This window comes from Flavobacterium shii, assembly GCF_025847235.1.
GTDB classification, from domain to species: Bacteria; Bacteroidota; Bacteroidia; order Flavobacteriales; family Flavobacteriaceae; genus Flavobacterium; species Flavobacterium shii.
In genome coordinates, this window is record NZ_JAOZEW010000022.1 from 34035 (window position 1) to 45593 (window position 11559).

General features: G+C 31.9%; 11 protein-coding genes. 6 read left to right on the forward strand and 5 right to left on the reverse strand.

Annotation, left to right across the window (positions count from 1 at the left end; translation table 11 throughout):
* The 4 genes from OIU83_RS18505 to OIU83_RS18520 form a co-directional block, all read right to left on the reverse strand.
* Positions 1-1461 (reverse strand): gliding motility-associated C-terminal domain-containing protein, encoded by a 1461-nt coding sequence (locus OIU83_RS18505; RefSeq protein ID WP_264207746.1) that lies wholly within the window; start codon positions 1459-1461, stop codon positions 1-3.
* Entirely contained in the window at positions 1458-1880 is a 423-nt protein-coding gene (locus OIU83_RS18510) for a hypothetical protein (protein ID WP_264207747.1), read from the reverse strand. Before OIU83_RS18510 ends, OIU83_RS18505 begins: the two co-directional genes overlap by 4 nt.
* Positions 1881-1979: 99 nt before the next feature.
* Complete coding sequence (locus OIU83_RS18515) at positions 1980-3269, reverse strand: hypothetical protein (protein ID WP_264207748.1); 1290 nt, start codon at positions 3267-3269, stop codon at positions 1980-1982.
* Positions 3270-3450: 181 nt separating this feature from the next.
* Positions 3451-3900, reverse strand: a complete 450-nt coding sequence (locus OIU83_RS18520; protein ID WP_264207749.1) for a hypothetical protein — start codon at positions 3898-3900, stop codon at positions 3451-3453.
* A gap of 511 nt (positions 3901-4411) precedes the next feature.
* On the opposite strand from OIU83_RS18520, the gene OIU83_RS18525 reads away from it, so the two are divergent.
* The 5 genes from OIU83_RS18525 (at position 4412) to recA (ending at position 9174) form a co-directional block, all read left to right on the forward strand.
* Positions 4412-5560: a DNA polymerase III subunit gene (locus OIU83_RS18525; RefSeq protein ID WP_264207750.1), complete on the forward strand. Its 1149-nt coding sequence runs from the start codon at positions 4412-4414 to the stop codon at positions 5558-5560.
* Between the two features lie 4 nt (positions 5561-5564).
* Positions 5565-5951, forward strand: coding sequence for a DoxX family membrane protein (locus OIU83_RS18530; protein ID WP_264207751.1), 387 nt, complete (start codon positions 5565-5567; stop codon positions 5949-5951).
* A 236-nt stretch (positions 5952-6187) separates the two neighbouring features.
* Positions 6188-7351, forward strand: a complete 1164-nt coding sequence (locus OIU83_RS18535; protein WP_264207752.1) for a WG repeat-containing protein — start codon at positions 6188-6190, stop codon at positions 7349-7351.
* Between the two features lie 135 nt (positions 7352-7486).
* Positions 7487-7996, forward strand: a complete 510-nt coding sequence (locus OIU83_RS18540; protein WP_264207753.1) for an acyl-CoA thioesterase — start codon at positions 7487-7489, stop codon at positions 7994-7996.
* A 170-nt stretch (positions 7997-8166) separates the two neighbouring features.
* On the forward strand, positions 8167-9174 hold the full coding sequence (recA, locus tag OIU83_RS18545) for a recombinase RecA (protein WP_264207813.1): 1008 nt from the start codon (positions 8167-8169) through the stop codon (positions 9172-9174).
* Between the two features lie 252 nt (positions 9175-9426).
* On the opposite strand, the gene OIU83_RS18550 is transcribed toward recA, so the two are convergent.
* The gene (locus tag OIU83_RS18550) at positions 9427-10227 is read right to left on the reverse strand and encodes a lysophospholipid acyltransferase family protein (RefSeq protein ID WP_264207754.1); all 801 of its coding nucleotides are present in this window, start codon (positions 10225-10227) and stop codon (positions 9427-9429) included.
* 333 nt (positions 10228-10560) lie between these two features.
* On the opposite strand from OIU83_RS18550, the gene trpS reads away from it, so the two are divergent.
* Positions 10561-11532 (forward strand): tryptophan--tRNA ligase, encoded by a 972-nt coding sequence (trpS, locus tag OIU83_RS18555; RefSeq protein WP_264207755.1) that lies wholly within the window; start codon positions 10561-10563, stop codon positions 11530-11532.
* Positions 11533-11559: the final 27 nt, after the last annotated feature.

An 11559-nucleotide genomic window follows, 5' to 3' on the forward strand; every position in this document is an offset into this window, starting at 1 on the left:
TTATTTAATTACAGTTATAGATCCTTTTTTTTCATCACCACCTTTTGTGATAATGTAATAATAAACCGGATTTACATTTTTAAAATCTTTTATTTCCCATTTGGAGGGATTATAATCCACACCATTGAACATAACCTCGCCTTGTGAGCTAACTATCATAACATTTGTATCTGCATTTTTATAATCTGCCGGTATATCCCAAGTATTATACTGATCGGAACTTAGGCTTATTATATTGGGTATATTTAAAATCTTTAAATTTGAATCGGATATTTGAAAAGTAAAATCTTTGGTAGATACACAACCTGTTGTTTGAGTAACTTCTGCTTTATAATTTCCAACAGCTTTAACCGAGTAAATATTAGAAACAGCATTAGTGATAACTGTTCCGTTTAAATACCATTTATAAGAAGGGTCAACAGCATCGGTTGTTATGGTTACATCTAATGTTCCACCAGATTCAATATCAATATAACTGGTTCCTTTAGGGTCAATATCAGCTTTAAACCCATCACTTTGTAAATTAATTGATGCATTTGCCGAACAACCTCCAAAATTAACTTCAACAGTGTATAGGCCACTTGTTGTGGTATCATAAGTTTGACTTGTTGCGCCACTTATAACTGTGCCATCCTTGGACCATTTATAACTTACACCTGATGTAGTACTCAAAGTGGTTGCGCCAGCGCTAGGACAAAATGGATTTCCAAGACTTGATGAAATAGTAGTACTTACATTTGTAGATGACTCTGAAACTGTTACACGATTAGAATAAGAATCAGATGTACAGGTTCCATAATTTGTTTCTACATAATAAACCCCTGGTTGCGTTACACTATAACTACCACCAGTTGCCGAAGCAACTTTAGTAGGAGGTAAAACCAATCCATTATCCTTAAACCAATTATAAGTTAAAGAAGGGTATTTTAATGGCGAATCATTCAACCCTGTACCTGGATTATCAATTGTTAAAACAAAACTACCACTAGCACAATAAGTTGCAGTTGGTATATTATTATTTATTGTAAATTGTGTATCCTGAGGTTTATAATATGCCGAAAATATATTCGAATTTTGACTAGTAGCACTTGGAGAAGTACTTTTTATTCGAATTTTATAATTTTCTCCCGCAGTATTTACTGGTGGTGAAAATGTAATATTACCTGGTGAAGCAGTAATTTCTCCAATTGCAGAAGTATAAACTACAGTAGGATTTGTTCCAAAGTTTCCGCTAGGATCAGATAACTCTACGATGAATTGATTCGTAGCTGTTAATTCTGTCGAAGGAGAAAAATTAAAACTTAACTGAAAATTCTTAAATGAAGGATTTGCACAAATTTGAGTAAACGAAAGTGACGGTTTTCCAATGATTAACTGCGCAGATAGATCCGTTGTTATAAAAAAAATTACACATAAAAGAAGAAAACATCTGCTAAGATTAGTAGGTAATGTTCTTATCATATGATACGTTCTTTAATTACATCGATATCAAAAAACAATAAGCTATCAATAAAAGTTTCAGAGAAATCATACTTGCAGTTTACATCCAGCACATTAACAGCATTGTTATTCAATAATGTTAATGTAGGTTGTGAACATTCAATATCTATATTCTTAGGAATATTTACCACTGTTGAATTTATAGCAAAGCTATCGTTGGGGGCGGATAGCTCTACCATAAACTCACTAGTAGTATTTAATTCTGAAACATTTGAAGAGTCAAAATCCTCATCTGCAGTTAAAATAGAATTTTCGCAAATACCATTATTAGGAAGTACTAATTTCCCAATAACAGTATCTTGTGCGAATGTATAATTAGTTGTTATAAGTAATCCAAATAACAACAAATATGGTATTTTTTTACTAAATGGGGCGGTCATTTCTTTTTTAGATCTTAGGTTCCAATTATAAGACACTAATTGTGTCTACAACTAAATATGATTTTAAATAAAATTAAGAGTCAAACAATAGGTAGGTTACTATTTGTTTGAAGCTGTAATTTTCCCAATATTAAGTCTGTAGTCCGGTCTTTTTGGATTAGAGATATCTATAAAAGTTTCGCTATTATTACTTTGTGAATACACGTTAAAAAAGATACTGTTTCCGTACCAGTTTTCTAAGTCTTCATTATTAGAGTTAAACTCTGTGAAAATATTTCCTTTACATAAATTGAAATACATTTCTTCGAATTTGATTTTTTTCAAATTAGCATCGTTAATCTCAATTTTACTATCAAGAACAACTGCTGGATTGAAACCAGAAATTACACTTCTTTTAAGCTCTAGAGCTGCATTATTACCAACATAAATAGCTTCTTTTACTAATCCAGATTGAATATCTGCACTAATGTTTTCACTATCGTTAAGCATTGTAATATTTGCTGCTGTAACCAAAGTTTGTTTTTTAGTAAAATCTGTTTCTTCTTTTTTATCATAAGAAGCAACTTCCATACAACGAGATCCTTCTTTATTACTAGTTAAATAAGAAGATCTAACTGCCAAAGAGTTGTACACTTTACATTGAGTTCCCTGAGTAAATTTAAAATCGTTGTTGATAGACTTATAAGAAACAAATTTTGTAATATTTAAATCTCCACCAATCATATCAAATGAATCACCACCTGCAAAACTAGCCATTACATTTTCTAAAGTAGTTTTACTTCCAACGCCTGCTAAAGTTAATGCATTCATGTTTCCTGAACCTTTCACTTTTTTACCAGCAAATTCAATTCTAACGTATCTTAAAATACCAGAATTTGAAGCAGCATTATCACCACCATAAGTAGTTAATGAAGGATCAAGATCATAATTAACAGATGAAATATTTCCAAATTTATTTATTGGAGCATCACCCAAAATTACAATTCCTCCCCAGTCACCAGCTTTCTTAACAGTTTTGTTTGAAGTAAAAACGATGGGATCAGTTTCTAGACCATCAGCAATGATAGAAGAACCTTTTGTAATAACAAGAGTACCTTTTGAATCAAAGTCTCCGATAATTAATGTACCAGGTTCTATTGTAAGTACAGCATTATTTGTTACATACACATTCCCTTGAAGAACATAAATATTCTTCTTCATTAATTTTGTATTTACAGTTATCTTACCAGCCAAAATTTGATTGGCTTCACCATAATCAACTTTGTTTGGTTTGAACTCGGTCCAGTTATTTAACCAGTTACTGTAACCCATTATTCCTTTTTCTTGTTGTGCATTTGCGTTGCACGCCACAAAAAGGGCGATCAAAATAATTTGTAATGATTTTTTCATGATAGTAGGATTTAATATTAACACTAAAGTGATATTTGAGTTAATGGAAATTAAAAAAACTCATTCCGGGTTTTCTGATAAATCTCAGAATACACGAAAACGAGTTATATAAATATTCTATTTCATTAAAACTATATTCTACAATAGTGCTTAATGAGAATAGGATATGAATAGGTTCATATTATTCGTTATATTCATTGAAAACGTGCAATGATTTTAATGTGTTCTCATAGAACAAAATGGCTGCAATTAAATTATCTTTATCAGAATAAGGCATCATTTTTCTTTGAAATTCGACTGTTACGTCAAGAAATGAATTGGTTGAAGCAACTTGAGCATCCTGGATTTTTTTATTTTCATTATCCATTGGAATACCAAGGTCAGCCATAGTTACACCTGGTTTAGTAGCCAAAGCAATATAAGGTAAGGTCTTTACCAAAACTTTGATACGTTCGATGTACAATTCTAACAGTTCACCTTTTTGCATACCTTTTAATTCCTTCTGATCATGGTATTTTCTGATCAGTGCGGTTGTACTAATAATACTTTGGGGAGCATTCTTAGCTTGAGATGATACCATCTCTGTTGACAACATTAAAAAGATGGTTAAAAAAATAATTTTCCCTTTCATAAATTCTGATTTAAAAATTCATTTATAAAAACAAAAATATATAAATAAAGTTAACTTGCAATTTTTATTACCCTTTTTTTTAAACAAAACAAGCCGTAAAAAGCCAAAAAAATGCTATTAAACGACTAAATGTGCTTTTTAATCGATTTTGTTTGACAGTTAACATAATCTTGTTTTACAGGGAAAGCTCTTCATTTATCATACTAAAAATCAATATGTTAAAATTTTATTTAGTAAAAAAAACTTTATGATTTTGAATAAATTCGAAATGATATTAACAAGAAAATGTTAATATTTATTTGATAAGTCCCTCAAAAAAAGATTTCACATTAATTTTTCATTTTCATTAAAAGAAAGTAACAAAAAGCATAAAAACCAGATTAAAACAATTAAAAAGGATGATTTCTATACTTTTCAAAAAGCATATTTCAGCATACTTTTACAATGAAAAGGACAGTAAAGTTTATTTCTGAAAACTTTTGACTAAATCATTTTCTGCTATCTTTGCTACATGCAATTTTCTGAAATATTAGGACAAGATTATATTAAAAACCACTTAGTAAAGAGTGCTTCTTCGGGCAGGATCCCTCATGCACAATTATTTATAGGTCCGGAAGGCTCAGGAACTTTACCTGCAGCTATCGCATACGCACAATATATATTATGTGGAAATACAGGTTCTGAAAATGAAAACGGAAATCATTCCTGCAATTTAAAGTTTCAGTCCATTTCCCATCCCGACCTACATTTTATATACCCAACCGTAACAACCGAAGATGTAAAAACCAAACCGAAAAGTTTGGATTTCATACAGGACTGGCGCAATTTTATTCAGGAAATGCCTTATGGAGGCTTATTTGACTGGTATAAAATACTGGGCGTACAAAATAAGCAAGGTGAAATTAGGGTTGAAGATGCTCAGGAAGTTTTAAAATCTCTTTCACTAAAATCTTATGAAGGTGGATATAAAATCATGATTATATGGATGGCCGATAAAATGAATATCGCAGCATCCAACAAACTTTTAAAATTATTAGAAGAACCATCAGACAAAACCATTTTCATATTAATATCCGAAAATGAAGAATCAATTATTCAAACCATACGATCACGTTGTCAGGTTTTACATTTTAATGGTTTAAGTGAGCAAGTAATTGCCCAAGCATTAGTATCAAAACACAACATCGAAAACAATTCGGCACTAAAAATTGCACATCAGGCACAAGGAAATTATAATAAAGCTTTACACTTATTAAAAAATGATGACGAAGAATATCCATTTGAACAATGGTTCGTTACTTGGGTTCGTGCAGCTTTTAAAGCCAAAGGTAATGCCGCAGCGATTCAGGATTTAATTGTGTGGAGTGAACAAATCGCCGGTTTAGGTAGAGAAAGCCAGAAAAAATTTCTGGAATTTTGTATCGAAATGTTCCGTCAAGCGTTATTACTTAATTATCAAGCACCTAGCTTGGTATATATGGAACCAAAAGTAGAGAAGTTTAAACTAGAGAATTTTGCCCCTTTTGTAAATGGCAATAACATTCACGATATTTTCAAAGAGCTTTCCGATGCCATGTATCATATTGAGCGTAATGGAAATGCAAAAATTATTTTAACAGATTTATCCATAAAACTAACACGTTTAATTCATAAAAAATAAAACAATGAACAATAATACTGCCTCAATCTTAATTTTAGTTTTTTTAGCTGTTACATTCATTCAATCTGGTTACGACAAAATTTTTTATTGGAAAGACAATGTAAACTGGCTTAAAGAACATTTTTCCAAAACACAACTTAAAAACAAAGTTCCACTAGCCTTGTTTAACATACTTGTTTTAGAATTAATATCAGGGATTTTATGTATCGTAGGATGCATCCAATTATTTTTAAACAGCGGAAGAGAATTTGGATTGTATGGCGCAATTTTTTCTTGTATAACATTGATAATGTTACTGTTTGGACAAAGACTGGCAAAAGATTATGATGGAGCAAGAACAATCGCAATTTATTTCATTCCTGCTATAATGGGGGTTTACTGGTTAAATTAAAAAATAATTCTTACAAGTTAATTATCAGTTTTCAGCCTAAAGAATCTAATAACCAGTAACAAATATCCCAATTAAAACATTTGGGAAAGTAACTATTGTCATAAATTCAGTGAAAGTCCATAATACTAAATGCAGCAATGCAACGTAAAAAGCCTTATTCTACAAAACATAATAAAAACGAAGACATTTTATATTGACACAAAAGCGAAACAAATACCACAACTGAAAACTAAATTATGAATCATTTAAAATTAAACAAATACGTTTTTTTGCTTTTTTTAGCATTCGCACTTCAAGGAAAAACATTTGCACAAGAAGCATATTCTGATCCGGGAACTGGCAAATGGGGACTAATTGATGATAAGGGAAACTTTATTCTAACACCAAAATATGACAAGATGTATGCTCCGGAAGAAGGATACTTTATCGTAGAAAAAAATAAAAAAGTCGGATTTATTGATGAAACCGGAAAAGAAATTTTGGCGCCAAAATATGATGATGTTTTTGCTCCAAAAGAAGGTTTATTTATAGTAATTAAAAACAAAAAATCGGGAATAGTAGACGAAAATGGGGATGAAATTGTTACACCAAAATATGATAAAATATTCACCCATGAAGCTGGATATTTCATTACGGTACTAAACAATAAATCCGGTTTTATAGACCTTACTGGAAAAGAAATCCTAGCACCAAAATACGATGAGATTTTTGTTCCAAATGAAGGCTTTTTTGTTGTAAGACAAGGTTCGAAATCAGGAATTGTAAATCAAATAGGAAAAGAAATTGTTACACCGAAATACGATCAGATTTTTACCTATCAAGACGGTTTAGCAATTGTAATACTAGACAATAAATGGGGTTTAATCGACACCACAGGAAAAGAAATTACACCCATAAAATATGATAAAATTTATGGTTCAAAAGAAGGGTTTTCTTTGGTAATAATAGATAATAAAACAGGATTTGTTGACCGCGCAGGTAAAGAAATTGTTCCTCCAAAATATGACGATGCCTACGACTTTACCAATGGATTTGCTATTGTAGTATCTAATAATAAATGGGGATTAATTAATGGGAAAGGAAAAGAAGTTGTACCTCCAAAATATGATAAAATATTTGCCCTGGAAGGAAATATTGCTCAAGTTATCCTTAAAGATAAAGTAGGATATATAGACACTACCGGAAAAGAAATTATCCCTTTAAAATATGATTCTATTTATGCATTTGATGGAGACTATACACCTGCAAGTATTAATAAAAAATGGGGATTAATCAACAAAAAAGGTCAGGTTATAATTCCTTTTAAATATGATTCAATGACATGTTTTTGTGGAGAAAGAACCGATGTAGAACTCAATGGCGAAACATTCTCATTAAATATCAAAGGCGAAAGGATTTAAATATGTCAAGGTTTAACATTAATCTAAGAAGTCTAATATTCTCAGAAGACCAATTATTGATTACATTTGTGCAGAATAATAAAATTTTAATGCTAAATTATTAAAGCGTTAAAAATCAACAATATAATAATTATAATGACTCCAAAACATCCTTCAGAATCTTTAACAATATTAACCGATTTAGTATTACCAAGCGAAACCAATCCCCTAAATAATCTTTTTGGAGGTGAATTATTGGCTCGTATGGATCGCGCAGCAAGTATTGCCGCTCGTAGACATTCACGCCGAATTGTAGTTACAGCTTCAGTAAATCACGTAGCTTTTAACAGAGCGATATCACTGGGAAGTGTAGTAACAGTTGAAGCAAAAGTGTCAAGATCTTTTAAAAGTTCAATGGAAGTTTTTATAGATGTTTGGGTAGAAGATCGCGAATCTGGAAATAGAACAAAAGCAAACGAAGCCATTTATACTTTTGTTGCTGTAGACGACACGGGAAGACCTGTTGAAGTGCCACCAATTGATCCGGAAACACATCTTGAAAAACAACGTTTTGAAGCAGCATTACGACGTAAACAACTAAGTTTATTACTTGCTGGGAAAATAAAACCAGAAGAAGCAACCGAACTTAGAGCATTGTTTTTATAAAAAAATAATCTCTTAAAGAGACCGTTAAACCCGTTGCAACTTCAGAAAAAAGAAGTATTTTTACGTCGTTTACAAGCCTAAAACGAATAAAAATCAAGGGTTTACAATATATAGATTAAATATATCAAAGAGTTATAAAAATTTAGATGAAAGAAAAAGAAAAAAAAGAGATGAGTTCAGAGAAAGAAGCCAAATTAAAAGCGCTACAACTTACGCTTGACAAACTTGATAAGACTTACGGAAAAGGAACCGTGATGAAAATGGGCGATAAAGCCATTGTTGAAGTAGAAACAATTTCATCAGGATCATTAGGAATCGATTTAGCTTTAGGAGTAAATGGTTACCCAAAAGGTAGAATTATAGAAATATACGGACCAGAATCTTCAGGTAAAACGACACTAACATTACATGCTATTGCCGAAGCTCAAAAAGCGGGCGGAATTGCTGCTTTTATTGATGCTGAGCATGCATTTGATAGAAATTATGCTGAAAAATTAGGAATTGATATCGAGAATTTAATTATATCTCAACCAGATAACGGAGAGCAAGCACTAGAAATCGCTGAGAACTTAATTCGTTCAGGAGCAATTGATATTGTGGTAATTGACTCTGTTGCTGCATTGACTCCAAAAAGTGAAATCGAAGGAGAAATGGGAGATTCTAAAATGGGGCTTCATGCTCGTTTAATGTCTCAGGCACTTCGTAAACTTACAGGAACGATTAGCAAAACAAATTGTACTGTATTCTTCATTAACCAATTAAGAGAGAAAATTGGTGTAATGTTTGGGAATCCAGAAACAACAACGGGTGGTAACGCCTTGAAATTTTATGCTTCGGTACGTTTAGATATTCGTCGTTCATCTCAAATAAAAGATGGGGACAACGTAATTGGTAACAGAACCAAAGTAAAAGTGGTTAAAAACAAAGTTGCTCCACCATTTAAAACTGCCGAATTCGACATTATGTACGGAGAAGGAGTTTCTAAAACTGGAGAAATCTTAGACTTAGCGGTAGAATTTGAAATCGTTAAAAAAGCAGGTTCATGGTTTAGCTACGGTGAAACGAAATTGGGACAAGGACGTGATGCAGTTAAATCGCTTATTAAAGATAATCCTGAATTAGCAGACGAATTAGAAGTGAAGATCAAAGCGCACATAAAAGAATTGGCAAGCGCCTAAAACTAAAACCCGAATTATTTCGGGTTTTTTTATGCTTTTAACGCAACCATTTCTTCTATTTGGCATCTATACAAAGAACACTTGATTTTAAGCTTTAAAAAGGCTAATTAATATAAATTCTTAAAGTATAACAGATGAAAAAGAAACTGGAAACGTTATTCAATAATCATTGGATAACAAAAAGGAAATTAAGAATTGTTATGAATTTTATTTCAAAGAAAATAATTCACCGATAAGGAAAAAATTTACTTTCTAAGAGTTAATGCTTGATTCCTGATTTTGCAAAATCACTTCTTCTTTCTTAAAGATTTGGTCTTTGCGAAAAAATAATAATTGTTTATAAATCAGGTTTCTTACTTGATCACGAAGCCCTTTTCTGTCTTCGGGAAGCATATTTTCTGTGTCTATAAAAGAATGGATTTTTACTCTCATTTTTCCTGGGCTACCGCTAAAAAAAGTATAAGAAAAACGCTTTTTATTATCAGCATACGTAATTGGTACAATTGGGATATGGTGTTCTACAGCCAAACGAAAAGCACCATCTTTAAATTCGTCCAAAATAATTGATTCATCATCTGGAACCCCACCTTCAGGAAAAATACAAATACTTAAACCTTGATTTATACGTTTTTGTGCGCTGTTAAAAACATCCATTTTACTTTTTGAAGACTTTCTATCGACAAGAATACAAGTTCTTTTATAGAAAAAACCAAATAACGGAATCTTTGAAAGTTCCTTCTTTCCAACAAAAACAAAAGGGTTTTTAATAATTGCCAACGTTAGCATAATATCAGTCATAGAAGTATGATTGGCCACAATCATGTAGCTTTTATGAGGATCCAAAGCTTGCTCCTTCTCTACTTTGTAATAAAATCCCATTCCGAAAAGGATAAATTTTGCCCAAATCCTAGCCATTCTAAAAAAATAGGGATAACCGCTCTCAGTAAGTATTGAGAGTACCAAAAACGGAAACATCACCAATATCGGGATCGCCATTAAAACATAAAACCAAATACGCCAAATAATCCAAAAAACAATTTTAATTCCTTTCATAGATTCAAATGTAATAAAACAGAAATTAATTTTCCAAAAAGAATTTACATGCTAAAAAATTTAACCGCAAAGGACGCAAAGTTTTACGCAAAGTCCGCTAAGATTTTAGCTTAAAAAATTACAAAAGGAACGCAGATAAAAACAAATTTTTAAAACATGATAAATAGAAAATCCGTTTTCATCCGTGTACCATTATAGGCAAAATTCTAAAGCAACTTTTATTATATCCACGGCAAAAAAATTGTGTATTTCGCGATAAATAAAAACTTTGAAAAAAACTTTGCGGACTTTGCGTAAAACTTTGCGAACTTTGCGGTTAAGAAAAAAATTAACATGGCAAAAATACTTACAGGCGTACAAAGTACCGGAACGCCGCACTTAGGCAACTTATTGGGAGCAATTATTCCTGCAATCGAATTATCTAACAAACCCGAAAACAAATCATTTTTGTTTATCGCCGATTTACATTCGATTACACAAATAAAAGATGGTAAAACTCTAAGAGAGAATACCTTTAGCGTTGCTTCTGCCTGGCTTGCTTTTGGTTTGGATATTGACCGTGTTACTTTTTACAGACAATCTGATGTTCCACAAACAACGGAGTTAACTTGGTATTTAAGCTGCTTTTTTCCATTTCAAAGATTGACATTAGCACATTCTTTCAAAGATAAAGCAGATCGTCTTGATGATGTAAACGCAGGATTATTCTCTTACCCAATGTTAATGGCGGCAGATATTTTGCTTTATGATGCAGAGTTTGTTCCTGTTGGAAAAGACCAGTTGCAACATTTAGAAATTACTCGTGACGTTGCTTCTCGTTTTAACCACCAAATGGGGGAAACATTTGTAATTCCTGAAGCTAAAATTCAAGAGGACAGCATGTTAATTCCTGGAACGAATGGAGGAAAAATGAGTAAATCGGCTAATAATTTTATCAATATTTTCTTGGATGATAAGACGTTACGCAAGCAAGTTATGAGTATCGAAACGGATAGCACACCACTAGAAGAACCAAAAAATCCAGATACTTGTAATGCATTTGCAATTTATTCGCTTATGGCAACTCAAGAGCAAATTGCTACTATGAGAGCAAATTATTTAGGTGGAAATTATGGTTACGGTCATGCAAAACAAGCTTTGTTTGAACTGATTACAGAGAAATATAAAACCGAAAGAGAAAAATACAATTACTACATAAACAACCTAGACGAAGTAGATGCTTTACTTAAAAAAGGAGCCGAAAAAGCAGCAGTTGTTGCTAATGAGGTTCTTGAAAGAGTACGAGTAAAACTAGGGTTCAAATAGAAAATAAATAGTATGCCTGCAAAATCA

Excerpts from the sequence above, each read along its gene's own strand:
- OIU83_RS18505 (WP_264207746.1), bottom strand. The coding sequence starts at position 1,461 with ATGATAAGAACATTACCTACTAATCTTAGCAGATGTTTTCTTCTTTTA.
- OIU83_RS18510 (WP_264207747.1), bottom strand. The coding sequence starts at position 1,880 with ATGACCGCCCCATTTAGTAAAAAAATACCATATTTGTTGTTATTTGGA.
- OIU83_RS18515 (WP_264207748.1), bottom strand. The coding sequence starts at position 3,269 with ATGAAAAAATCATTACAAATTATTTTGATCGCCCTTTTTGTGGCGTGC.
- OIU83_RS18520 (WP_264207749.1), bottom strand. The coding sequence starts at position 3,900 with ATGAAAGGGAAAATTATTTTTTTAACCATCTTTTTAATGTTGTCAACA.
- OIU83_RS18525 (WP_264207750.1), top strand. The coding sequence starts at position 4,412 with ATGCAATTTTCTGAAATATTAGGACAAGATTATATTAAAAACCACTTA.
- OIU83_RS18530 (WP_264207751.1), top strand. The coding sequence starts at position 5,565 with ATGAACAATAATACTGCCTCAATCTTAATTTTAGTTTTTTTAGCTGTT.
- OIU83_RS18535 (WP_264207752.1), top strand. The coding sequence starts at position 6,188 with ATGAATCATTTAAAATTAAACAAATACGTTTTTTTGCTTTTTTTAGCA.
- OIU83_RS18540 (WP_264207753.1), top strand. The coding sequence starts at position 7,487 with ATGACTCCAAAACATCCTTCAGAATCTTTAACAATATTAACCGATTTA.
- recA (WP_264207813.1), top strand. The coding sequence starts at position 8,167 with ATGAGTTCAGAGAAAGAAGCCAAATTAAAAGCGCTACAACTTACGCTT.
- OIU83_RS18550 (WP_264207754.1), bottom strand. The coding sequence starts at position 10,227 with ATGAAAGGAATTAAAATTGTTTTTTGGATTATTTGGCGTATTTGGTTT.
- trpS (WP_264207755.1), top strand. The coding sequence starts at position 10,561 with ATGGCAAAAATACTTACAGGCGTACAAAGTACCGGAACGCCGCACTTA.